Origin of the sequence: Lentzea sp. NPDC058436, assembly GCF_042721515.1 — a bacterium.
GTDB lineage: Bacteria > Actinomycetota > Actinomycetes > Mycobacteriales > Pseudonocardiaceae > Lentzea.
This window is the reverse complement of the sequence record NZ_JBHXLF010000019.1, coordinates 79,277-102,485: the sequence shown is the minus strand read 5'-3', so window position 1 is coordinate 102,485 and position 23,209 is coordinate 79,277. Positions and strand designations below refer to the sequence as shown.

Annotated in this window: 23 protein-coding genes and 1 tRNA gene; 17 read left to right on the top strand and 7 right to left on the bottom strand. The window is 67.0% G+C overall.

Annotated elements, in window-relative coordinates; genetic code table 11:
* The 8 genes from ACFWN2_RS37900 to ACFWN2_RS37865 all read left to right on the top strand — a co-directional run bounded on the left by ACFWN2_RS37900 (position 1) and on the right by ACFWN2_RS37865 (position 5,583).
* Positions 1-189 carry a hypothetical protein gene (locus tag ACFWN2_RS37900; RefSeq protein WP_382435381.1) on the top strand — a complete coding sequence of 63 codons (189 nt, stop codon included), beginning with the start codon at positions 1-3 and terminating at the stop codon, positions 187-189.
* A complete protein-coding gene (locus tag ACFWN2_RS37895; RefSeq protein WP_382435380.1) occupies positions 189-449 on the top strand; it encodes a hypothetical protein in 261 nt (86 codons plus the stop codon). The genes ACFWN2_RS37900 and ACFWN2_RS37895 overlap by 1 nt, the downstream gene beginning before the upstream one ends.
* A complete protein-coding gene (locus ACFWN2_RS37890) occupies positions 436-687 on the top strand; it encodes an AMED_5909 family protein (RefSeq protein WP_382435379.1) in 252 nt (83 codons plus the stop codon). Before ACFWN2_RS37895 ends, ACFWN2_RS37890 begins: the two co-directional genes overlap by 14 nt.
* Positions 688-844: 157 nt before the next feature.
* The gene (locus tag ACFWN2_RS37885; RefSeq protein ID WP_382435378.1) at positions 845-1,129 is read left to right on the top strand and encodes a hypothetical protein; all 285 of its coding nucleotides are present in this window, start codon (positions 845-847) and stop codon (positions 1,127-1,129) included.
* The gene (locus tag ACFWN2_RS37880; RefSeq protein WP_382435377.1) at positions 1,099-2,589 is read left to right on the top strand and encodes an FtsK/SpoIIIE domain-containing protein; all 1,491 of its coding nucleotides are present in this window, start codon (positions 1,099-1,101) and stop codon (positions 2,587-2,589) included. The genes ACFWN2_RS37885 and ACFWN2_RS37880 overlap by 31 nt, the downstream gene beginning before the upstream one ends.
* Positions 2,586-4,190 (top strand): replication initiator, encoded by a 1,605-nt coding sequence (locus ACFWN2_RS37875; RefSeq protein ID WP_382435376.1) that lies wholly within the window; start codon positions 2,586-2,588, stop codon positions 4,188-4,190. The genes ACFWN2_RS37880 and ACFWN2_RS37875 overlap by 4 nt, the downstream gene beginning before the upstream one ends.
* Positions 4,191-4,207: 17 nt before the next feature.
* Positions 4,208-4,402 carry a helix-turn-helix domain-containing protein gene (locus tag ACFWN2_RS37870; protein ID WP_382435375.1) on the top strand — a complete coding sequence of 65 codons (195 nt, stop codon included), beginning with the start codon at positions 4,208-4,210 and terminating at the stop codon, positions 4,400-4,402.
* Positions 4,402-5,583: a tyrosine-type recombinase/integrase gene (locus ACFWN2_RS37865; protein WP_382435374.1), complete on the top strand. Its 1,182-nt coding sequence runs from the start codon at positions 4,402-4,404 to the stop codon at positions 5,581-5,583. The genes ACFWN2_RS37870 and ACFWN2_RS37865 overlap by 1 nt, the downstream gene beginning before the upstream one ends.
* A gap of 74 nt (positions 5,584-5,657) precedes the next feature.
* Here ACFWN2_RS37865 and ACFWN2_RS37860 read toward each other — a convergent pair.
* Positions 5,658-5,733, bottom strand: a tRNA-Lys gene (locus tag ACFWN2_RS37860).
* A gap of 187 nt (positions 5,734-5,920) precedes the next feature.
* Here ACFWN2_RS37860 and ACFWN2_RS37855 point away from each other — a divergent pair.
* The 3 genes from ACFWN2_RS37855 to ACFWN2_RS37845 all read left to right on the top strand — a co-directional run bounded on the left by ACFWN2_RS37855 (position 5,921) and on the right by ACFWN2_RS37845 (position 9,231).
* The gene (locus ACFWN2_RS37855) at positions 5,921-6,994 is read left to right on the top strand and encodes an aldo/keto reductase (protein WP_382435373.1); all 1,074 of its coding nucleotides are present in this window, start codon (positions 5,921-5,923) and stop codon (positions 6,992-6,994) included.
* A 99-nt stretch (positions 6,995-7,093) separates the two neighbouring features.
* A complete protein-coding gene (locus ACFWN2_RS37850; protein WP_382435372.1) occupies positions 7,094-8,212 on the top strand; it encodes a serine hydrolase domain-containing protein in 1,119 nt (372 codons plus the stop codon).
* Complete coding sequence (locus ACFWN2_RS37845; protein WP_382435371.1) at positions 8,209-9,231, top strand: serine hydrolase domain-containing protein; 1,023 nt, start codon at positions 8,209-8,211, stop codon at positions 9,229-9,231. Before ACFWN2_RS37850 ends, ACFWN2_RS37845 begins: the two co-directional genes overlap by 4 nt.
* A 6-nt stretch (positions 9,232-9,237) precedes the next feature.
* Here ACFWN2_RS37845 and ACFWN2_RS37840 read toward each other — a convergent pair whose 3' ends face one another.
* Together ACFWN2_RS37840 and ACFWN2_RS37835 are read right to left on the bottom strand one after the other, a co-directional pair.
* The gene (locus tag ACFWN2_RS37840) at positions 9,238-10,146 is read right to left on the bottom strand and encodes a CobW family GTP-binding protein (RefSeq protein WP_382435370.1); all 909 of its coding nucleotides are present in this window, start codon (positions 10,144-10,146) and stop codon (positions 9,238-9,240) included.
* Positions 10,147-10,157: 11 nt separating this feature from the next.
* The gene (locus ACFWN2_RS37835) at positions 10,158-10,970 is read right to left on the bottom strand and encodes an LLM class F420-dependent oxidoreductase (protein WP_382435369.1); all 813 of its coding nucleotides are present in this window, start codon (positions 10,968-10,970) and stop codon (positions 10,158-10,160) included.
* 74 nt (positions 10,971-11,044) lie between these two features.
* Here ACFWN2_RS37835 and ACFWN2_RS37830 point away from each other — a divergent pair, with 74 nt between their 5' ends.
* From ACFWN2_RS37830 to ACFWN2_RS37820, 3 genes are read left to right on the top strand one after another with little or no spacing between them, the layout of a single operon-like run.
* Positions 11,045-11,575, top strand: coding sequence for a hypothetical protein (locus ACFWN2_RS37830; RefSeq protein ID WP_382435368.1), 531 nt, complete (start codon positions 11,045-11,047; stop codon positions 11,573-11,575).
* Positions 11,576-11,577: 2 nt separating this feature from the next.
* Positions 11,578-13,503, top strand: a complete 1,926-nt coding sequence (locus ACFWN2_RS37825; RefSeq protein ID WP_382435367.1) for a flotillin family protein — start codon at positions 11,578-11,580, stop codon at positions 13,501-13,503.
* On the top strand, positions 13,500-17,918 hold the full coding sequence (locus tag ACFWN2_RS37820) for a DNA repair ATPase (RefSeq protein ID WP_382435366.1): 4,419 nt from the start codon (positions 13,500-13,502) through the stop codon (positions 17,916-17,918). Before ACFWN2_RS37825 ends, ACFWN2_RS37820 begins: the two co-directional genes overlap by 4 nt.
* Here ACFWN2_RS37820 and ACFWN2_RS37815 read toward each other — a convergent pair.
* Both ACFWN2_RS37815 and ACFWN2_RS37810 read right to left on the bottom strand, forming a co-directional pair.
* Positions 17,908-18,396 (bottom strand): hypothetical protein, encoded by a 489-nt coding sequence (locus ACFWN2_RS37815; RefSeq protein WP_382435365.1) that lies wholly within the window; start codon positions 18,394-18,396, stop codon positions 17,908-17,910. The two genes, ACFWN2_RS37820 and ACFWN2_RS37815, sit on opposite strands and share 11 nt — an antisense overlap.
* A gap of 87 nt (positions 18,397-18,483) precedes the next feature.
* A complete protein-coding gene (locus ACFWN2_RS37810) occupies positions 18,484-18,894 on the bottom strand; it encodes a PPOX class F420-dependent oxidoreductase (protein WP_382435364.1) in 411 nt (136 codons plus the stop codon).
* On the opposite strand from ACFWN2_RS37810, the gene ACFWN2_RS37805 reads away from it, so the two are divergent.
* Positions 18,893-19,741, top strand: a complete 849-nt coding sequence (locus ACFWN2_RS37805) for an oxygenase MpaB family protein (protein WP_382435363.1) — start codon at positions 18,893-18,895, stop codon at positions 19,739-19,741. The genes ACFWN2_RS37810 and ACFWN2_RS37805 overlap by 2 nt on opposite strands.
* Positions 19,742-19,823: 82 nt before the next feature.
* Complete coding sequence (locus ACFWN2_RS37800; protein ID WP_382435419.1) at positions 19,824-20,639, top strand: glutamate ABC transporter substrate-binding protein; 816 nt, start codon at positions 19,824-19,826, stop codon at positions 20,637-20,639.
* On the opposite strand, the gene ACFWN2_RS37795 is transcribed toward ACFWN2_RS37800, so the two are convergent.
* Entirely contained in the window at positions 20,636-21,781 is a 1,146-nt protein-coding gene (locus tag ACFWN2_RS37795) for an Ig-like domain-containing protein (RefSeq protein ID WP_382435362.1), read from the bottom strand. The two genes, ACFWN2_RS37800 and ACFWN2_RS37795, sit on opposite strands and share 4 nt — an antisense overlap.
* 323 nt (positions 21,782-22,104) lie before the next feature.
* Between ACFWN2_RS37795 and ACFWN2_RS37790 the strand changes: the two genes are divergently transcribed.
* The gene (locus ACFWN2_RS37790) at positions 22,105-22,308 is read left to right on the top strand and encodes a cold-shock protein (RefSeq protein WP_030477903.1); all 204 of its coding nucleotides are present in this window, start codon (positions 22,105-22,107) and stop codon (positions 22,306-22,308) included.
* An 87-nt stretch (positions 22,309-22,395) separates the two neighbouring features.
* Here ACFWN2_RS37790 and ACFWN2_RS37785 read toward each other — a convergent pair whose 3' ends face one another.
* Complete coding sequence (locus ACFWN2_RS37785; RefSeq protein ID WP_382435361.1) at positions 22,396-22,701, bottom strand: hypothetical protein; 306 nt, start codon at positions 22,699-22,701, stop codon at positions 22,396-22,398.
* Positions 22,702-23,209: the final 508 nt, after the last annotated feature.

The following is a 23,209-nucleotide window of genomic DNA, read 5'->3' as shown; positions in this document are numbered from 1 at the left end:
GTGACCGCCGATCTCCCGATGCGTCCCCTCGCTATGCCGTTCGCTGACCGGGTCGAGCTGCGGTTCGGCAAGGCGTTCCCCGTGGTGCTCGTGGTCGACCGCGATGCGGTGCCTCGGCTGCGGGCGGTCCTGGACGAGGGGTGGAAGGCGCTTCAGGCGTCGGCTGCCCGGCAGGAAGGTGGGCAGTGATGGGCTTCAACGCCACCTGTACGCCTGGGCGTGACGCTGCTGCGGCGATGGTTCGCGTGACGCCGCAGGTTCCGGCGCTGGTGATCTACCTGGACCCGGTCAACATCGCGATCCAGCTTCCGCCGTTCCCTGGCGGGTCGGACGTGCTGATGCGGTTCTGTCGGGAGCTGTCGCGTGAGGCGTCCAAGCTGGCGGATCACCTCGGCAGTCAGGAGGGGCGTCACGCCCTGGCGGAGGGAGATCCTGATGTCCGCGGTTGAGGCGATGCATTGGGGCCTGGCGGAGCAGGTCAGGACGCTGAGCGAAGCGCATGACGTGTTGAGCAAGCTGCTTCCCCACCCGAAGTCCAAGCCCGACGTGCTGAAGGACTACTACCTGCGCTCGGCTGCCATCTATGCGCGGGTCGCGGAGATCGACCGGAGTCACCACCACGAGGCTATGTACTGGGCGACTCGTGAGCGTGAGAAGGGCGAGGCGATCAAGCTCCGCAAGAGCTAGGTAAGTCCTGTTTAGACAGAGCGCATGATCCTGCTGGGTCATGTGGCGATGCCGCACGTCTTGTTGCGGCGCAAAGAGATCGTGAGACGCAGGAGCGGAACCCGGCTACCAACCTCGCCGCTCCTGCGTTGTCCACCCAACTCAGGAGTGAACAACGATGAGCGTAGAGCCTGAGCGCATTCGTGCGCTAGACGGGGACACAAAGCAACTGCTGTGGGATCGGATGATCGCCAGCAAGCAGACCGTTTCCAGCTACGTCGTCATGCTCGACGGCGGCTCGTTGGAGACGATGGAACTCACGGCCGCACAGGCTGAGGGCTTCGAGTGTTTGACCTGCAAGGCGCAGCACACCGCCGATGCGGGAGCGTTCCAGCCTGTTGGGCGCATCCCGAGCGTTGGCAGCGTCTTTCAGTGCGTCGCGTGCTCGGTTGGTGCGCGATGAAGGGCAACCGTTGGGTCGATCCCGCACCGTTCGAGGGTGCTCGTCCACAGGTTCCTTGGTGGGTATGGCTTCCCGGTTGGGTCAAGCTCGTACTCGCGCCGGTCGCACTGGTGTGGCTGACGGTCCGTCTGGCCGTGAAGCTCACCATGCTGGCCATCCACTATCCGGTTGTGGTGACGCTTGGCCTAGGCGGCTACGTCGCCTATCGGCAGTTCGGACTGTCCCCGCTGGTCTTGGCTCTGTTGTCGCTCGTGTGCGCCCTGACCGTTTGGTATGGCCTCGATCGGGCGTCGTTCCTGCGGCACGGCTGGTACCGGCTGCTGACCGAATGGCGGCGGCTCACGGTCTACGTGCCGCAATGGCGCACCGTGATGCGACTCGCCGAGCTTGCGAAGGAAGTCCGCGGGAAGGAGTACCTCCCGAAGCTGCGCCGCGTCCGGTCCGAGGGGTGGCGGGACAAGGTCCGCGTGCGAATGATCCCGGCCCAGTCGCCAGAGCAGTGGGAAGCACGTCGGGACAACCTCGCGCACTCATTCAATGCCCGGTCTTGCCGGGTGAGGGTTCTCAAGCCGCGCGTGCTTGAGCTCGACTTCATCCACGCTGACCCGCTGTCGCGTCCCGTGGTCGTGCCGCAACTCGCCAACGCTGGTGAGGTCGACCTCAAGCGTGTGGTCGTCGGCCGTACCGAGACCGGGAAGCCTTGGCGGTTGAAGCTGCTCGGGTCGCAGGTGCTCGTGGTCGGCGTGCCCGGTGCCGGTAAGGGCTCGGTGCTGTGGTCGATCGTCTGGCAGCTCGCCCCGGCTATCAAGGCCGGCATGGTCCGACTCGTCGGCATCGATCCCAAGGGCGGGATGGAGCTGGGTCAGTGTCCGGACGCGTTCGAGAAGGTCATCTACGACAATGGGCCGGAAGCTGTTGCCCTGCTTGAAGAAATCGCCGCAGAGGTCAAGGAGCGTGCCTCTCGATACCGGGGCATTCGGCGGCTCTGGGCTCGCAACACCGGTGAGCCGTTCACGGTCCTGATCGTGGATGAGCTGGCGGACCTGATCGCCTACCAGCCAGACAGGAACCTTCGCGAACGCGCCACGCGCGCTGTTCAGACGATCACCTCGCAAGGGCGTGCGCCTGGCTACGCCGTTGTCGGCCTGGTCCAGGACCCGCGCAAGGAAGTGGTCGCCTTCCGGCACCTGTTCACGACACGTGTGGCGCTGCGCCTGGACGAACCGGTGCAGGTGGACATGGTCCTGGGTGATGGCGTTCGGCAACGCGGAGCGGCGGCTCACGAGATCAGTGAGAACACGCCTGGTGTCGCCTGGCTCAAGGAGGACGGGCAGCGCGAACCGGAGCGTGCCAGGGCCTTCCACGTCACGGACGCGGACCTGGTCGAGCTGGCTGTCTTCCTCGCTCCGGCCACGGTGCACGAGTTCCCCGACCGGTCTGAGGGGAGTGCGGCGGCATGACCGAATACCTGAACCGCTCGGAGCGGATGAAGCAGCCAGCCGCGCTTGACGTTGCTCGCGCCGTCGCAGAAGAACACGGCGTGTGCGTCCGGCCGCTGGCCAAGGAACGGATCGACCTCGATACCGGGCGCGTGGACATCGTGCCCGTGCCGTGTGGCTCGACGGTCGCGAGTGTCTGCCCTACCTGTGCGGAGAAGAACCGCCGTCTGCGGATGGCGCAGTGTCGTGAGGGATGGCATCTGACCGACGAACCGGACTTCACGCCGAATGCCCCGAGCAACGATCAGCGGGAGCTGACTGAGTATCGGGCTGACCTGGTCAAGGCCTTCCGCCTGGCCCTCGATGAGGGTGACGAGGTTGGCGCGGAGGAGGTGCGGGAGGAGGTCACGGAGGTCGACGAAGAACTTCGGCAACTCGGAGTCCGCGGCTCACTTCCCTCTCTGGAAGTCCCGCTCAAGGGTGCGCGGAAGCGGTCGACCAAGCGGCGTCAGGACGCTCCGAACCTGCCTCGCCGGCCGGTCAGCAAGCGCACCGTTGGCAAGGTCTTCGGAGGCAAGTACCAGCCGTCGACGTTCCTCACACTGACGCTCGACAGCTACGGCAAGGTGCGTAGCGACGGCACGCCTGTCGATCCCTCGCGGTACGACTACCGCCGTGCTGCGCGGGACGCTGTGCACTTCGCGGCGCTGCTGGACCGGTTCGTGCAGAACCTTCGACGTTGCGTCGGCTGGGAGGTCCAGTACTTCTCTGCCGTCGAACCACAGCGGCGGCTCGCTCCGCACTGGCACGCGGCGGTTCGAGGCAGCGTCTCCCGTGCAGAGCTGCGGGCGGTCGCTGAGGCCACGTACCACCAGGTCTGGTGGCCTGCGTATGACGAGATCAAGTACAGCGGCGACGACCTGCCGGCGTGGGACGTCCGGGCCAAGGGCTTCGTCGATCCGCAGAGCCGAAGGGCCCTGCCTACCTGGGAAGAAGCCCTTGATGAGGTCGAGCGACCGGCGCACGTCGCGCGGTTCGGGGTGCAGGTGCACTCCAAGGGCATCCTTGGCGGCACTGAGGAAGCCGGCCGTCACATCGGCTACCTGACGAAGTACCTGACCAAGAGCATCAACGAGTGCTTTGAGGCGCAGACCGCGCGGCAGGAAGACCACGCCGAACGGCTGTGCGCTGAGCTCGCGGTCACGCCCTGCTCGCCGCAATGCGGGCTGTGGTTGCTCTACGGCGTCCAGCCTCGTGGGGCTCGGCTGTCGACGGTGCCGGGCAAGTGCAAGGGGAAGGCGCACAAGCGGACCACGCTCGGTGTCGCTGGGCGGCGGGTACTGGTGTCGCGGAAGTGGTCGGGGAAGTCGCTCGCTGACCACAAGCACGACCGGAAGGCGTTCGTTCGGCAACTGCTGGCCGATGTCGGGATCAAGCCCGATGACCAGCCACAACGCCTCGTCTGGAACAACGTCCAGCCTGGTGATCCGAACGTGCCGCCACGGGCTCACCTGCTGTTGAGCGCCGTCGCAGAGCGCCGCAGGTGGAAGGCCGAATACACGGCCGCGCTGCTCGCATCCGCCGGACCTCCGGGGAGTTCGGCAACACCGCAAGCTGCTTGAGCTAGGGGGAGAACATCATGGACGCACAACAGTTCGAGCCACTGTGGACAATCGGCGACGTCGCACTCTTCTTGAACGTCCCGGTCCACACGCTCTACGGCTGGCGAACGAAGAACTACGGCCCGCCTGCTCGGCGTGTCGGCAAGCACTTGAGGTACTTGCCGTCCGAGGTGCGGGGCTGGTTCGAGCACCTGCTTGAGGAGGCGGCCTGATGGCACGTCCTCCGCTCGACATTGGCACGTACGGCGCGATTCGTTGCTATCAAACGGATTCAGGCTGGCGTGCGACCACGAAGTATCGCGACTACGACGGCAAGACGCGGCCGGTAGAGCGGTGGGCCAAGACCAAGACTGCGGCAGAACGGAGCCTCAAGAAAGCCCTCGCCGAACGCAAGGGGCCGTCCGGCAACTCGTTGACCCGAGACAGCCGGTTCAAGGAAGCCTTGGCCCAGTGGTTCACGAAGTTCCAGGCGCTTGCCGACGCTGGGAAGCGGTCACCGAGCAGTGTCGACACGTACCGAAGCATCATGGATCGGCACGTCCTGCCTGGCCTCGGTGAGCTGCGGATTCATGAGATGTCAGTGGCGCGGATCGACGCCTTCCTGAGCGCGTTGTGGCGGTCGATCAGTGTGGACACGGCCAAGACTGCGCGCTCGGTGATCTCGGGTGCTCTGCGGATCGCCGTGAGGGACAAGGCGCTGGACACGAACCCGGTCAGGGAGGTGGAGCCGCTGGAGGCCGGCCGCAAGAAGAGTCCGCGGGCACTCACGCTGGAAGAGCGGATTCTCTGGCTGGAGATGCTGGAGTCCGATCCAAAGGCCGTGAAGCGGGACCTGCCTGACCTGTCGCGCTTCATGATGGCCACGGGCGTTCGTATCGGTGAGGCGCTGGCGGTCTATTGGGAGGACGTTGACTTCGAGGCTGGCACGGTCGCTGTGAACTACACAGTCATCCGGGTCAAGGGCATCGGACTGATTCGGAAGTCGACCAAGACGGAGGCCGGTGAGCGCACGCTCCTGCTGCCTCAGTGGGCGCTCGACATGCTGCGACGGAGGCACAAGGCCACCAGCTTCCCGAACGGGCCGATCTTCCCGGATGCCCTCGGCGGGCTCCGTGATCCGTCCAACACCCGGAAGGACCTCCGGAAAGCGAGGGGCGGGGACGAGTTCGCGTGGGTGACCTCGCACGTCTTCCGGAAGACGGCGGCGACCATCCTCGATGAGTCGGGGCTCTCTGCGCGTCAGGTCGCCGACCAGCTCGGCCACGCTCGGCCGTCGATGACGCAGGACACCTACATGGGTCGGAAGACCATCGACCGGCGGGCTGCGGACGCCCTGGAAGGGGCGCTCGGAGGGCCTAAAGACGATCAAGCGGACGAGGGCGAAGTTGAATGACCAGCGGTTTTGTGTGGGTTAAGTGTGGGGCCACCCGGACAAAGCGAAACCCCCAGGCCTGTGACCTGGGGGTTTGGTGGGCCGCCAGGGACTCGAACCCTGAACCCGAAGATTAAAAGTCTCCTGCTCTGCCAATTGAGCTAGCAGCCCTCGCCGGGACAGCCTACCGATCTCCACCCGCACATGTCCTCCGGGTTGCCAACCTCACGGCCAAAGCCCCCGCCACCACCACGGAGAGAGGATCAGGCAAGAAGGCAGCCGGATCGTCGTACCGCCCCAACCCCCAGAACGCTGGAATTGGAGCCAGAAGGAACGACGACCACGAGGAGCCAAGAACATGCCGCTCGACCACTACGTCACCCTGGGCCGCTCCGGCCTCCGTGTCAGCCCGTTCGCCCTCGGCGCGATGACCTTCGGCGAGGATCCCGGGGCCGCCGGGTGCAGCGTCGAGGAGTCCGAGAGGATCCTCAAGACCTACCTCGACCGCGGCGGGAACTTCGTCGACACCGCCAACTTCTACACCAACGGGCACTCGGAGAAGATCCTCGGTGACTTCTTCCGGAGCAACGGTGGCCGGGACAGGGTGGTGCTGGCGTCCAAGTTCTTCTTCAACATGCACCCTGGCGACCCGAACGGTGGTGGGGCCGGGCGCGGGTCCGTCCGCAGGCAGCTCGAGCAGACGTTGCGCAGGCTCGGCACCGACTACCTCGACCTCTACTGGATGCACAACTGGGATCGGAACACCCCCGTCGAGGAGACCATGCGAGTCCTCGACGATCTGGTGGGATCGGGCAAGGTCGGGTACATCGGGTTCTCCAACGTGCCTGCCTGGGTTACTGCGCAGGCGCAGACGATGGCGTTGCTGAACAACTGGACGCCGTTGGTCGCGTTGCAGGTGGAGTACTCGTTGCTGGCGCGGACGGTCGAGGGGGAGGTCGCGCCGCTGGCTCGGGACGCCGGGATGGCGCTGGTGCCTTGGAGTCCGCTCAAGAACGGGTTCCTCAGTGGCAAGTACCGGCGGAACGTGCAGGTCAGCGACTCTGCTCGGGCCGCGTTCGTCAACCCGCCCAGCGAGGCCGAGTTCGAGGTCATCGACGTCGTTCAGAAGATCGCCGCGCAACTGGACGCGAGTGCGGCGGCGGTGTCGTTGGCTTGGCTGCGGCAGCGGCCTGGGACCGTGGTGCCGATCATCGGGGCGCGGAAGCTGGAGCACCTTGAGAGCAATCTCGACGAGGTGACGCTGACGCCCCAGCAGAGCGCAGAACTCGACGCGGTGTCGAAGCCGGAGCTGAACTATCCCGCGAACCTCCACGGGGAGCTGCGGGCCATGTTGCAGTTCGCCGGCACGACGGTCGACGGCGAACCGAGCGGCGTCTACCCGCCGCTGTTGCAGAGCAGCGTCCGGTACTGAGGTAGAGCCTGCTCCACCCCGAGAACGGAAGTGTGCGCGACTGCGCGCAAACGCCCCGAGGCGAAAAGCTGTCCTCACCACGGCAAGGGGAGGCACAGGATGAAGAAGACGCTGGTAGGCGTGCTGGCAGCGGCCATGTTGTTCAGCGGAACGGCCATGGCCGCGCCGACGGGGAACGTCCAGAAGCAGCTCGACGGGCTCACCAAGGAGCACGAGTTCCCGGCGGCGCTCTCGACCACGACCGAGGCCAACGGCAGGACCACGCACCAGGTGTCGGGGACGGCCGAGTTGAACAAGCGGGTGCCGGTGCCCAAGAACGGGCAGGTGCGCGCTGCGTCCAACACGAAGGCGTTCGTGGCGACTGTGGTCATGCAGTTGGTGGGTGAGGGGAAGGTCGAGCTCGACAAGCCGATCAACCACTACCTGCCCAAGGCCGTGAAGGACGATCGGATCACCGTCCGCCAGCTGCTCAACCACACCAGCGGTCTCGCGAACTACACGCAGTACCTGGGGTTGGAGAAGTTCGAGGAGGTGCGGCACCGCTACTACGAGCCGCGCGAGCTGCTCGACGTCGGCAACGCGCATCCCGTCACGAACGAGCCGGGCGAGAAGTTCAAGTACAGCAACACGAACTACGTTCTGCTCGGCCTGCTGATCCAGAAGGTCACCGGACGACCGGTCGCGGAGAACGTCGACCAGCGCATCGTGCGCAAGCTCGGCCTGCAGGACACCTACTGGCCCGGCGTTGGTGAAGAGACCATCAAGGGCAAGCACGCACACGGGTACGCGAGGACCGGCAACGGCATCGAGGACGTGACCGAGCTCGACCCGAGCTGGGGCTGGGCCGCGGGGCAGCTCATCTCCACCACCAAGGACCTCAACGCCTTCTACCGCGGCCTGCTGAAGGGCGATCTGCTGAAGAAGGCCCAGCTGGACGAGATGAAGAAGACCGTCGACACCGCCGGCGAGATGTGGCCTGGCGTCCAGTACGGGCTCGGCATCGCCAGCTCGCCGCTGTCCTGCGGTGGCGTTTCGTGGGGTCACGGCGGTGACGTCCACGGCTACGAGACTCGTGGCGGTGTAACGGATTCCGGCCGGGCCTTCACGGTCGCGGTCACGGCGCTGCCCGGTACCTTCCAGGACACGCCCGAGGAAGCGAACAACGCGCACAACGCTGTTCTGGCCACTGTGGACGCTGCTCTGTGCGGTGCCAAGTGATCGCCGTGGCGGCGCTGACCGCGCTCACTCTGCTCGTGCCCCAGCAGCTCGACCAGATCGTGCAGGACAAGACGCCCGGGGTCGAGGCCCACGTCAACGGCCAGAACCTCGCGCGGGGCAACGCTCCGGTCAACGGGCAGGTGCGGATCGGCAGCATCACCAAGTCGTTCGTGGCCGTCGCGACGCTCAAGCTGGTGGCGGAGAACAAGGTCGAGCTCGACGGGCCCGTGAACAAGTACGTGCCGCACATCAAGGACGGACGCATCACCGTGCGCCAGGTGTTGCAGCACACCAGCGGGTTGCCGGACTACGTGATCGACGTCGGCGTCCCGAAGATCGCCGACATCAGGGACAGGTACTTCGCGCCGCACGACCTGCTGGACGTCGCGCTGGCCAAGCCGGTGAACTTCCAGCCCGGCGAGAAGTACGAGTACAGCAACACGAACTACGTCGTCGCCGGCCTGCTGATCCAGAAGGCGTCCGGACGCCCGGTCGGCGAGGCGATCGACGAGGTCATCAAGCAGGCCGGCCTCAAGGACACCTACTGGCCGAACCAGGGCGAGCAGCGCATCCGCGGCCGCCACGCCCAGGCCTACGCGTTGAGCGACCTGCTCGACCCGAAGTCGAAGGTGGTCGACGCGACGGACATCGAGACGTCGGCGGCGTGGGCGTCCGGCGCGATGGTCTCCACGCCGAGTGACGTCGCCAAGTTCTTCAGGACGCTCCTCAACGGCGGCCTGCTCAAGAAGGCGCAGCTCGACGAGATGCGCAAGGCCGTCCAGGTCGACGAGAAGAGCGCCTACGGGCTCGGTCTGGAGAGCACCAAGCTCAGCTGCGGCGGGGTCTGGTGGGGCCACGGCGGGTCGATCCACGGCTGGGGGTCGCTCGGTGGTGCGACCGACGGCGGCAAGAGCGCGGCGATCACGCTCACCGCGTTGCCCGGGACGTTCGGCGACGACCCGATGCAGAAGTTCCAGCGCATGTTCGACGTGATGGACACCGCGCTCTGCAAGAAGTAGCGAACGTCAGCGGGCGTACCGGAGCACCCAGAGCATGTCCTGCTCGGTGACCGGTCCGTCCGCTGCGCACGCCATCAGCCAGTCCGTCAGCGCCTCCGGATCGATGCCCGCCCCGATCAGCACCAGCTGCGTCGGGGCGTCGTCGACCGGCGTGAAGGAAACGTAGGCGCCGACGGTGTGCAGCATGAACGTGCCGAGCGGGAACCGCACGAAACCCTTGGCGCGGAACAACCCCTCGGGCCGAGCCGCGAGGAAGTCCATGAACAGCTTGGGATGCAGGGGATCGGAAGACTCGAACGACACGCTGTCGTACCGGGCGTGCGCGTGCGTCGAGTGGTCCTCCAGGTCGTCGAACGACAGCTGCCGCGGTCCCAGGTCCGGCGGCCGCACCTCGAACAGCAACGCCGGGTCGATCTGCCCGTACGTCACGGGAACGACCGGCGCCGAGCAGGGCAACGACGGCAAGGCGGGAACCCGGTCGACCTTGTTCAGCACCACCAGATCGGCGAGTGCGAGATCGCGTTCCAGGTGAGGTACGGCGTCGAGCTCCACCGCGTCGGCCACGTAGATCAGCCCGCCGTACGACACGCCCGGCGCCTGCGCCACCATCCGCACCATCGCCGCCGGCTCGGCAAGACCGGACGCCTCGATCACGATGACGTCCAGGTCGGCCGAGGCGAGCTTGGTGAGCATCTCGTCGAGCTCGGAGTCGTCGACCGCGCAGCACAGGCAGCCGTTCGACAGCGACACCATCGAGTCGACCTGCGCGGACACGGCGAACGCGTCGATGTTGATCCGCCCGAAGTCGTTCACCACGACGCCGATCCGCGTGCCGCCGGACGTGCGCAGCAGGTGGTTGAGCAGGGTGGTCTTGCCGGAACCGAGGAAGCCGGCGAGCACGACAACGGGGATCACGACGTCCGAGGCTAGCCGGTGAACTCCGCGTACCTGTGCAACACCTCGTCCACCGTGCCGTCGAACAGCGACGGGTAGATCACCAGCTCGTCGACGCCGAGGTCCTCGTACTCCCGCACGACCGACGCCGACAGCGGGACCTGCGCGGACACGCTGATCCGGAAGCCGGACGGGCGCTCGGGGAACCGCGCGAGGTGGCCGCGGATCTCGGCCGGCGTGCCGATGCCGAACCAGCCCTGCGCACGGGTCACGGCCCGCCGGAACGCCGCGGGGCTGTGCCCGCCCACGACCACCCGGACGTTGGACGGCCGGGGATGGGCGTCGATCCCCGAGAACGACACGAACTCGCCCGCGAACGACGGCGCGTCCGCGTGCCAGAGCTGGTCCATCGCGTCCAGGTACTCGTCGGTCAGGGCGCCCCGATCGGCGAACGACGCCCCGACCGCGGTCATCTCCGGTTCGAGGTAGCCCGCGCCGACGCCGAGCGTGAACCGGCCTCCGCTGAGCAGGTCGAGCGAGGCCACCTGCTTCGCGAGCACCAGAGGGTTGCGCTGCGGCAGGATCACGATCCCGGTCGCCAGCTCCAGGGTGGACGTGACAGCCGCCACATAACTCAGGTGCGCCAACGGGTCGACGAACACGGTGTCCGGTTCGGACGGTGAAGGATCCACGCGCGGTGACGGCAGCACCACGTGATCGGACGCCCACCAAGAGCGATAACCGAGTGATTCAACCAGTTGGGCGAGCCGTCGCGTCTCGTCCGGCCTCGCCGCGTCACCGATGTTGAGTCCCTGCACCCCGATGTCCATGATCGGGACAACCATCGATTTCCATCGATCATTCCGGAAAGTGCAACGAAACGGCCCCCGCGCGCATCAGAATGACGAGAAGGGGGGCGATGATGACCGAGTTCCTGGCTGCAGCGCTGGCGTTTCCGACGGTGGTGTTCAGCTTCGCGTTGCTCTTGGTGCTGGCTTACTGGCTCACGGTAGCGCTGGTGGGACTGGACTTCGACGCCCCGGTGATGCCGATCTCGATCTCGATGTTCGTCGTGGTCACGTGGTTCGCGGCACTGGTCGGCACGGTGCTCACTCCCGAGGGCAAGCTCCGGTACGCCATCCTCGCCGGTGCCCTGCTCGTGGGCGCGCTCGTCACCAGGATCCTTCTCATCCCGGTCAAGAGGTGGACGAAACCGGAGAAACCGGCGTCCCGCAACGACTTCGTGGGCCGCACCGCGATCGTGCGGACGGCCAGGGTCACCGAGCAGTACGGGCAGGCCGAGGTGACCGCCGACGACGGCGGTACGGCGGTCGTTCAGGTGCGAGCCGCGCAGAGCACCGATCTCAGGGCGGGACAGACCGCGTTGATCTTCGACTACGACGCAGACGGTGAGTTCTTCTGGGTCGTGGACATCACCACAGGGGGCTGAACATGGGTGCGATCTCCACAGGGCTGATCGTGCTGATCGCCGTGAGCGCATTTGTGCTGATCTTGGCACTGATCACGCTGAGCAGACTTTTCAAGAAGTGCGAGCAGGGCAAGGCGCTGATCGTCTCGAAGATGCGCAAGGTCGACGTGACCTTCACGGGCACCGTCGTGCTCCCGGTGCTGCACCGCTGCGAGACGATGGACATCTCGGTCAAGACCATCGAGATCCGCCGCGCCGGCAACGAGGGCCTGATCTGCAAGGACAACATCCGCGCCGACATCCGCATCACGTTCTTCGTGCGGGTCAACAAGACCGTCGAGGACGTCATCAAGGTCGCGCAGGCGATCGGCACCGAGCGCGCGAGCCACGAGGCCACGCTGCAGGAGCTGTTCAACGCCAAGTTCTCCGAGGCGCTCAAGACCGTCGGCAAGCAGCTCGACTTCGTGGACCTCTACACCCACCGCGACGAGTTCCGCGACCGGATCGTGCAGGTCATCGGCACCGACCTCAACGGCTACAGCCTTGAGGACGCGGCCATCGACTACCTGGAGCAGACGCCGCTCAAGCAGCTCGACCCCGCGAACATCCTGGACGCGCAGGGCATCCGCAAGATCACCGAGCTGACCGCCATCGAGCACGTCAAGACCAACGAGTTCACCCGCAACGAGGAGAAGGAGATCACGCGCCAGAACGTCAGCGCGCGTGAGGCGATCCTCGAACTCGAACGGCGTCAGGCCGACGCGGAGATCAAGCAGAAGCGCGAGATCGAGACCGCCCGCGCGCAGCAGGAGGCGGAGACGCAGAAGGTGCAGGCCGAGGAACGTCTCAAGGCCAACACCGCCTTCATCCGCACCGAGGAGCAGCTCGGCATCCAGACCGAGAACAAGGCCCGCGAGATCGCCGTCGCCGAGAAGAACCGCGAGCGCGTGATCGCCGTCGAGACCGAGCGCATCGAGAAGGACCGCCTGCTGGAGGTCATCGCACGCGAACGCGAGACCTCGCTGCGCATGATCGAGAAGGACAAGGAGCTCGAGCACGAGCGCCGCGCCATCGCCGACCTGGTGCGCGAGCGCGTCGCCGTCGAGAAGACGGTCGCCGAGCAGGAGGAGAACATCAAGAAGCTCCGCGCGGTCGAGGAGGCCGAGCGCGAGCGCCAGCAGATCGTGATCCGCGCCGAGGCCGAGGCGCAGGAGTCGCTGGTCAAGGACATCAAGGCCGCCGAGGCCGCCGAACAGGCCGCGCAGCACAAGGCCCGCGAGGCCGTCGTGCTCGCCGAGTCGCGCAACAAGGCCGCCGACCTCGACGCCCGCTCCAAGATCCGGCTCGCCGAGGGCACGCAGGCCGAGGCCGCGGCGAAGGGTCTCGCGGACGCGCTCGTCAAGGAACGGGACGCCGCCGCGTCCGAGGCTTTCGGTCGCGCCGAGGCCGTGGTGGACCGCGAGAAGGCTCTCGCCGACGCCGAGGGCATCAAGGAACGCCTCAAGGGCGAGGCGGAAGGCTTGTCGCACAAGGCCGAGGCCATGGCCGCGCTCGACACCGCGACTCGCGAGCACGAGGAGTACCGCCTCCGTCTCGAAGCCGAGAAGGAGATCCGCCTCAAGGGCATCGACGTGCAGCGCCAGGTCGCCGAGGCCCAGGCGATGGTCCTCGCGGCCGGTCTGGAGAAGGCCGACATCGACATCGTCGGTGGCGACACGATGTTCTTCGACAAGATCGCGAACGCCATCACCGCGGGCAAGCAGGTCGACAGCTTCGTCGGCAACTCCGACGTCGTGCAGGCCCTGGGCTCCAAGTGGATGGACGGGACGTCGAACTTCCCGGAGGACCTGACCAAGATCCTCAGCTCGTTCACGACGGGTGACGCGCAGAACATCGCCGCCGCCATCGCGCTCACCCAAATGGCCAAGAACAACGGCCAGAACGCATGACGGCTCTCGACGCCGGCACTTACGAGGTGCTGCGGGCGAGGCTGGCCGAGCAGGCCGCCGAACTCGCCCGCGGCACCGAGGCGCTGAACGACCAGCGCGTCGAGACCTTCGGCAGCACGGCCCTCGAACTCGTCGCCACCGAACGCATCCGCACCGAGAACAACTGCGTGCCACGGGACATCGTGGCGCTCGGCGACGTGATGCTGTTCGGCTACAACGTCTTCATGGGTCTCAAGCCCGAGACCACGGTCGGCGACGTCTTCGCGGCGCACGGCAGGGACTTCGGCACGGTCGAGCCGGAGTTCCTGCGGGATCCCCGGTTCCGCAACGACTTCGCCGAGCTGTACCGCTACTACCGCGAGACGCGGCTGCTCCAGCTGCGCATCGTGGAGTCGCGGCTGCTCGCGGTGTTCCAGACGGGCGTGCGGATCGAGGACCTCCACGTCCTGCGCTGGGACGTCAAGGTCGACGGCACCGTCACGTACGTCGACAACCGGGGCGACCGGGACCACGTCTTCCCGCCCTCGCACGACTTCACGTGGACCGAGACGACCCGCGAGCAGCACGTGCTCGGCCGGCACCCGCACATCGCGATCGACAACGAGGTGTTCGTCGAGACGGTCGGCGGCACGCTCACCGTCAAGATCGAGAACAACACCGAGTCCGGCGAGGGCGTCTACTCCGAGCCCGTCGACGAGCCGTTGCAGAGCCTCGCCGACGCCGAGATCCACTACGCCCGCGTCGGCCCGCTGATCCTGCTCAAGATCCTGCCGTACAAGGAGACGGTCTGGCGGCACCTGGTGTTCAACACCCGCACCAAGGTCGTCACCAGGCTCGACGGCATCGGCCAGGCCTGCCAGCGCCTGCCGGAGGACCAGGGGATCATCTTCCCCGGCGGCTACTACCTGGTCACGGGCGCGGACAAGACGTTCGACGTCGACACCGACGACCTCGAGTTCGAGCGCGTCGTCAAGTCCGCGAACGGCGAGGACGTGCTGTTCGTCTACCACGCCCGCCGCGAGGGCCGCAGCCTTCTGCTGCCCTACAACGTGATCCGCAAGGAGGTCGCGACCCCGATCACCTGCCACGGCTACTCGCTCTTCGCCGACGGCACGCTCGTGGTCTTCCGCGAGACCAGCTCCGACCCGGTGCGCGTGCACCCGATGCAGGTGTGGCGCACGCCGTTCATGGCCGACGAGGTGCTGCCGGACCAGGCCGGTCCGCTCGCCCGCATCGGCAACGCCGAGCTCGTCCGCGGCATCTCGGACTGCCTGTCCATCACCAGGATGAGCGCCGAGATGACGCCGAGCGCGCCGGTGTTCGAGGGTCTGATCGCCCTGTGCACCAGGGTGGTCGACAGCGTGCACTGGCTCGACGAGCTGGGGCTCAAGGAGGACGTCCAGGCCGTCCGGGCGACGGCCGAGCAGGTGCTCGACGAGTTCGAGGCCGTCCGCACGCTCACCGAGCACGCCGCCCAGCAGCTCCGCGACGCCGCCGAGAAGCTCGCGTCGTTGATCAGGCTCGCCAGGTCGGCGGCACCGAGGAGCGCCGACGAGTGGGTGCGCCTGCTCGCTGATCTGCGGTCCGCCCAGGGCCGGCTGATCACCCTCAAGGACCTCAAGTACGTCGACCTCGCCGAGATCGACCGGCGCGAGGCCGAACTGGTCGAGGAGCTCGGCGCGTCGGCGCGCAGGGCTGTCGCGTTCCTCAGCGGTGAGAACGCGTTCTCCCAGTACCACGAGGAGATCGGCCAGATCGCGGCCGCGGAGCTGAAGACCGCGGCCGAGGCCAAGCCGTTGCGCGAACGACTGGCGCAGCAGCAGACCGGCCTGGAGGTGCTGACCGAGGTCATCAGCACCCTCGACGCCGCCGACACCACGACCCGCACGCAGATCCTGGCGAGCATCGGCGAGGTGCTGGCCGCGGTCAACCGCGCACGGGCCACTGTGGACGGTCGCCGTGCCCAGCTCGCCAACGCCGAGGGCCGCGCCGAGTTCGCCGCGGAGTTCGCGCTGCTCGGCCAGGCCATCACCGGGGCGCTGTCGGTGGCGGACACCCCTCAGCGCTGCGACGACCAGCTCGGCAGGTTGTTGCTGCAGCTGGAGAACCTGGAGTCGCGCTTCGGCGAGTTCGACGACTTCCTCGCGCAGGTCGGCGCCAAGCGCACCGACGTCTACGAGGCCTTCTCCGCACGCAAGCAGACGTTGCTCGACGAACGGGCGCGCAGGGCCGACCGGCTCGTGCAGTCGGCGGAACGGGTGCTCGGCACGATCCGTCGTCGCATCGGCAAGCTGACGTCGAACGACGAGATCAACACGTACTTCGCGGGCGACCCGATGGTCGCCAAGGTGCGCACGGTCGCCGAGCAGCTCAGGGAGCTCGGTGACGTCAGGGCCGACGAGCTCGACGCGAGTCTGCGCGACGCCCGGCAAGAGGGAGGCCGGGCACTGCGCGACCGGGCCGATCTGTACGACGGCGCGTCGATCGTGCTCGGTCGTCACCGCTTCCCGGTGACGACCGAGCCGATGAACCTCACCCTCGTGCCACGCGACGGAAAGCTCTTCTACGCGGTCACCGGCACCGACTACCGCAGCGAGGTCACCGACCGGGAGTTCAGCGGTACCAAGGCTTTCTGGGACCAGTTGCTCGTCTCGGAGACGCAGGACGTCTACCGGTCAGAGCACCTGGCCGGCTGCCTGCTGGCGGAGGGCCGCACCGACGTCGCGAACGCCGCCGCGGAACGGTACGACGAGGGTTACGAGAAGGGCGTGCACGACCACGACGCCGAGAAGATCCTCGCTGTCCTGCAACGACTCCACGCCGGCGCCGGTCTGCTCCGGTACCCGCCCGCGGCCAGGGCGGAGGCCCAGCTCTTCTGGGCGGACCAGCAGGAGGACCAGCGGGCGGTGTGGTCGCGCAAGGCCGAGTCGCTGGCACGCGCCCGCACGATCTTCGGTGGCACGCACGGGATCCCCGAGCTGACGAGGCAGTTCGGCATCGGTGACCTGGCGGCCGAGTACCTGTTCGAGGAACTCGCCTGCGAGCCCAGGGGGTTCGTCACCAGCAAGGCCGCCCGCGCGGTGATCGACAGGTTCCGCGCGGTCGTGACCGAGGAGCTCCACGACCGCGACCTGATCGAGGCGTGGCTCAGCGCGTTCCTCAAAGACGAGGACTGCCCGGAGTTCCCCGAGGTCGTCGCGGTCCTGCTCACCGACCTGCCGCGCTACGACTCCAGCGCGTCGCTGACCGAGACCGTCACCGGCCTGCTCGGCACGCACCCCCGCGTGCACAACCAGTCGATGGACCTGCGCCTGGACGAGACCCTGACCAGGTTGCGCGAGTTCAACACCGAACAGGTGCCCGCCTTCCGCGCGTACCAACGCCAGCGCGACGAGCTGCTGGCAGAGGAACGCCGCAGGCTCCGGCTCGACGAGTACCAGCCCGCCGTGCTGAACACGTTCGTGCGCAACAGGTTGCTGAACGAGGTCTACCTGCCGTTGATCGGCGACAACCTCAGCAAGCAGCTCAACGACGGCACCGGTCTGCTGATGCTGATCTCCCCGCCCGGTTACGGCAAGACGACGCTCATCGAGTACGTCGCGAACCGCCTGGGCATGGTGTTCGTCAAGGTCAACGGCCCGGCGCTGGGCACGGGCGTCACGTCGCTCGACCCGGCGGAGGCGCCGAACGCCACCGCACGCCAGGAGGTCGAGCGCATCAACTTCGCGTTCGCCCTGGGCAGCAACGTCCTGCTGCACCTCGACGACATCCAGCACACGTCACCCGAGCTGCTGCAGAAGTTCATCTCGCTGTGCGACGCCCAGCGCCGGATCGACGGCGTCTGGGACGGCGAGCCGCGCACGTTCGACCTGCGGGGCAAGCGCTTCGCGGTGTCGATGGCCGGCAACCCGTACACCGAGACCGGCCGTGCGTTCCGCGTGCCGGACATGCTCGCGAACCGCGCGGACGTGTGGAACCTCGGTGACGTCCTGTCCGGCCGCGACGCGCTGTTCGCGTTGAGCTACCTGGAGAACGCGTCCGGCTCGAACCCGACGCTGGGCGGTGTCGACGTGGAACCGCTGGTGCGCCTGGCGAACGGCGAGAGCGTCCGGCACGACCACGAGACCGTCGAGCTGGAACGGATGCTGTCGGTGGTCCGCAAGCTGCAACGGATCCAGCAGGTCGTGCTGAAGGTCAACCAGGCCTACATCGCGTCCGCGGCGGACCCGTCCGGGAAGCCGTTCCTGCTGCAGGGCAGCTATCGCAACATGAACAGGATGGCGGCGCGGATCGTGCCGGCGATGAACGACGCCGAGGTCGAGTCGTTGATCGACGACCACTACCTCGGTGAGGCCCAGCTGCTCGGCTCGCTGGCGGAGGCGAACCTCGCGACACTGCGGGAGCTCAAGGCTTAGCGGCCTTGTCGCACTTCAGCTGAAGAGGCCTGCCGTCCGGCCCGCGCAGGTCGGCAGGCTTCAGGTCGTACTCCTCCAGCAGGTCGCACAGCGCGTCGTCGAGCGGCAGCCGCAGACAGCGGTCGAGGTCCTCACCGAGGAGGTTCGAGTCGCAGCGCAGGATGTCCAGCAGGTCGGGCTTGGACTGCCCAGGAGGAAGCTGCCCCGGCGGCGGCCGGTGTTCCGGCCGGTGCCGGGGAGGCGGGTGCTCACCGGGAGGCGGTGGGGGTGGAGGCGGCGGTGGCGGCCGTTGGACGCCGATCGCGGAGACCGTCGTCGTGGCGGTCGCGGTGATGACCTCGGGCGGCGGAGGTGGTGGGGCGACCAGGCGGATGTCGACCGGCTTGTCCGGCGGTGCCGCCAGCAAAGCCGCGATGAGGGCAGCGCCCATCACCGCGGCCGCGGCTGAGAAGTAGCCGCGGCGTCTGACACCCGTCATCGCTTCCGCTCCCCAGGTTCCGCCTGCCCGGTAGCCGCCGTCCCCGTGGAATCGTCGTGCTCCGCGACCGCGTTACCGAGTCGCGGATCAACCGGTCTTGTCGGGGCCTGCGCTCGTCAGCGCGATGCGCAGGATCACGCGCTGTTCCCGCTTCATAGCGGCCTTGTAGTCGTTCCAGTCGGAGTGCTCGCCGGAGATCGTGCGGTAGTACGCGACCAGCAGATCCATCGCGTCGGGCAGCGGCACGACGGTCGCGGTCCCGTTGATCTGTATCCAGCGCCCGAAGAAGCTGTCCGGCAGCACGCACAACGACACGTGCGGATCGCGTTCGACCTGCTTCGTCTTGTACGCCGTCGCCCGTGTGGAGACGAGCACGTCGCCGTTGTCGTCCAACGCGACGAGCACCGGCGACATGGACGGCGTGCCGTCGGACTTGAGTGCGCAGAACACCGCGCGGTGCTGGCTGCGGAGCACTTCCCGTGCCTGGTCCAGTTCCATGGTCTTCATCCTGGTGACGCGGGACGATGTCCGCATGCCGGATCCCAACTCCGTCAGCTGGCAGATGCACGCGGACCCGACGATGTGGATCGCCGGGATCGCGAGCCTCTACCTGCAGGCGCTGCACCCCCAGGCCGTTGCGGGTGTCGTTCAGAACTCCAACTTCCAGGCCGACCCGCTCGGCAGGCTCAAGCGCACGGCGGACTTCGTCGGCCTCGGCGTCTACGGCACCGACGAGGAGATCGCCACCGCCTCCGCACGGGTGCGCGCGACCCACCGGAGCCTGCGCGGCGTCGTCGACGGCAGACCGTTCCGCGTCGACGAACCCGAACTGTTGTTGTGGGTGCATTGCTCGGAGGTTTACTGCTTCGAAACAGTTCTCGACCGAGCGGGGTACGGGCTGTCGGACCGCCAGAAGGACCGTTACTACGAAGAGCAGCGGTTCGCGGCCGGTTTGGTCGGATTGCACCCGGATGAAGTACCGGGATCCAGGCGCGAGATGCTCGATTACTTCGAGCGGATGCGTCCTGTTTTGCGTCGAACGACCGATTCAGATGTGATCTACACCTTCTTGCACGGACCTCCCGTGCAAGGTTTCGTCCGTCATGGACTTCCGGTCTACCGCGTCCTCGTGGGCCACCTGGCGTACTCCGTGTTGCCCGATTGGGCCCTGGACCTGCACGGCCGCCCGCCTTACGCGCATGCTGATCTCTGGCTGCGAATGATGCGCCGAGCTGCGCTTTTGGTGCCGGGCAAGATCAGAAGACTGGCCCCGCCGGGCCACCTGAAGCGAGCGATCGAACGCCACGGGAAGCATGTGACGCCGAACAAAGCGAGACTGCCCTAGTTGTCATACGTCACAGTTGATCATCGCCGCAGGTCCGTAGCATTGCGCACGACTCCACAACCACCTCGGAAGGCCTGTCGTGATCCGTCGTGCCGCGCTCCTGGCTGCCGTTGCGCTGTTCGCCACCGCCTGTGGGAGCGGTGACGCCAACACAGTCATCGGACGTGCTGACTCCGGGAAGCTGACCATCGGCATCCGCTACGACCAGCCGGGCCTGAGCGAACGGCGCATCGACGGCCGGTACGTCGGCTTCGACGTGGACGTCGCCAAGTACGTGGCGAACGAGCTCGGCGTGAAGGAAAGCGGCATCACCTTCAAGGAGGCCCGCGGCGCCGCCCGCGAGTCGATGCTGGAGAACCGCGAGGCGGACCTGATCATCGCCTCGTACTCGATCACCGACGCCCGCAAGGAGAAGGTGGCCTTCGCCGGCCCGTACTTCGAGACGGGCCAGGGCATCCTGGTGCGCTTCACCGAGAACGCCATCCAGGGACCGGAGTCGCTGAACGGCCGCACGCTGTGCTCGGTCAAGGGTTCCACCTCCGCGCAGAAGGTGAAGTCGGACTACTCCCAGGGCGTGACGCTGGAGGAGTACGGCCAGTACTCCGACTGTGTGATCGCTCTCATGGCCGGCAACGTCGACGCCGTCACGACCGACGAGGTCATCCTCGCCGGGTTCGCCGCGGAGAACCCCGAGCTGCTCAAGCTCGTCGGCAAGACGTTCTCCAAGGAGCGCTACGGCATCGGCGTGCCGAAGGGCGACAGCGAGTCCCGTGACGCCGTCAACGAGGCCATCGAGAAGATGATTTCGAGCGGTGAGTGGAAGCGGGCCCTCGAACGCAACGTCGGTCCGTCGGGTTACGAGATCCCGCAGCCACCGCAGATCACCGAGAAGAGCTAGTTGGTCGCAGCGGACTTCGACGTCCAGGTGGCCCAGTCGAACGCCCAGTCGTAGTAGTCGCCGTCCGACTGCTGCAGCTGCTGGGACGAGCCGACGACCTCGACCGGGTCACCGAGCATCGTGAGGTCGTAGAAGATCTTCGCGTTGGCGCCGGACAGGTTCGCGCACCCGTGGGAGACGTTCTCCTTGCCCTGCTTGGCGATCGTGCCGTTGTTCTCGTGCACGAACTCGCCGTTCTGCGAGATCAGCACCGCCCACGTGACCGGGATGTCCTTGTAGCCGAACGTCGGGTTGCTCATCGTCCGCGCGGCTTCCTTCATCTGCACCACGTGGATGCCGCCGCGGGTCTCCGCCCGCTTGTCGTGCTCCATCCCGTACGACGCCGGGAAGTCGTGCAGCAGCACGCCGTCGCGGTAGATCTCGAACCGCTTGGTCTGCGTGTTCGCCTTCGCCACCAGCGCCCGGTCCGCGATCTTGAACTGCACGTGCATGTCGGAGGCGCCGTACGCGCCGGCCCCGAACGGCACGCCGTAGACGTTGACGTCGACGGTGACCTCGGTGTTCGGCTTCCAGTACTCCTTCGGCCGCCAATGCGCTTCCTTGTCCGACAGCCACGCCCACGAACCCTCGGTCGGCACGGAAGTCGTGACGGTCATGGACTTCTGCACGGCCGCCTTGTCCGCGACCGGCGCGTTGAAGGTCACCTTCACCGGCTGCGCGATGCCGTAGGTCTGGTGGTCACCGACGTTCAGCTTCGGGCTGGTGAGCCGCTGCGGCTTGATGGTGCGGAACGAGCCCGTGACCGGGACGTCCGCGCCGTCCTCCCCCTTGGCCGTGCCCGACCACGTGTAGGCCTTGTCGTAGCCCAGATCCTCGGTGGCGACCCAACGACCGGCGGTGAGCTCCCCCTGCACCACCCGTCCGTCCGCACCCGTCAGAGCGACGGCCGTCAGCGACCCCCCGGTCACACCGACCTCGAACGGACCCGCCGGGCTGATCCCCTCACCCGACGCGGGCGACACCGTCAGTGCGGCCTTCGCCTTCTGCTCCACGACCGGAGCAGTCGGCGACGGCGATGCGTCGGGCGCGGCGCCGCAGGCGGTCAAACCCAGCAGCAGAGCCAAAACCAGTGGCCTGAACACGTGCTCCCCCAAGATCCCCTCGTCTGATGTTGAAGAAGACGCGCGGGCTGCAAGCACGTTGCTCGGGAATTCGCGATCACCCACCCGGACCAGCGGCTTTCCCCCTATTGAGGCACCTGACTGGCCGGTAATGACCTGTAGTGCTATGACCAATCACACGTTAGGCTGACCCGCGCAGGCCGTGGTTTCTGTGTTCGTGCTTCACACGCTCGCGGAACGACACGCGGGCGTGCGGTGCGCTCTCAGCGAGTTTGCCTAACGCCCCCGGGACGGCCGGGGTTGCACGGTGCAGCCCCAAGCTTTCCTGCGATGGAGGCAGGTACATGGCACAGGGCACTGTCAAGTGGTTCAACTCCGAGAAGGGCTTCGGCTTCATCGCCCAGGACAACGGCGGCGCTGACGTCTTCGTCCACTACTCGGAGATCCAGGGTCAGGGCTTCCGCACCCTGGAGGAGAACCAGCGAGTGGAGTTCGAGGTCGGCCAGGGCACCAAGGGTCCGCAGGCCCAGAACGTCCGCGCGGTCTGAAAGTCTGTTGAAACGCCGCAATTGAGCCGTACGTGAGAAGGACCCTCGACCGGGCTCGGTCGAGGGTCCTTCTTCGTTTCGCTGGATCTAGTGGCCGCGCTGACGCGCTTCCCACTCCAGGCGCTGCATGACCCACTCCGTGGCAAGGGCCTGCGGGGAGGTCTGGCGCTCGGCGGCGAGCTCCTTGAGCTGCTCGTTGGCCATGAGCTGCAGCCTCAGCTGGTACACCTGCGAGCTGCCGAAACCCGAGGCGGTGGTCTCGTTGTCCGAGTCCGGGGCCAGGGCAGCCAGGTATGAGGTCAGCTCCTCGTCGGGCGACGTCGTGGCGACCTGCGGTTCGTCCGCAGGACGGTGACGGCCGGACTTGGAGCGTCCGAGGGATCCGATAGGCACCGGAACACGATAACGGCTAGGTCACAGAACCCAAACCCCTGTGACCCGGGTCACCCCAAGGTGTAAATGCCTGCTACTCACAGTGGATCTCGCGCAACAGCAGAGGTGGTGGCAGCGAGGGAGAGGCAAGGAAGAGGTGGGCGAGGGGGCTGCTGGGCGAGGGAGGGGCAGGGCGGCGGAAGGGCGGGCGGCCGGGGCAGGGCAAAGAGGAGGCCGGGCGTGGTTGGGGCGAGGCAGGGAGGGCGTGGCGAGGTGGGGCTGCGAACTGGTTGAGGAGAGTTCGGGCCGCAGAAAAGGGCGGCGCGAGGCGGGCGGACCGCAGAAGGGGCGCCGCGAGGCGGGGGTGCCGCAAGCGGAGCGAGGTGGAGTTGAGGCAAGCGAAGCGAAGCCGGCCACAGGCGGAACGCGAGGCGAAGCCGAAGCGGCCGCCGCAAGCAACCCACCGATGGGGGTCCGGGGGCTTGCCCCCGGCTGGGGGTCTGGGGGGCTCGGCCCCCCAGACAAACAC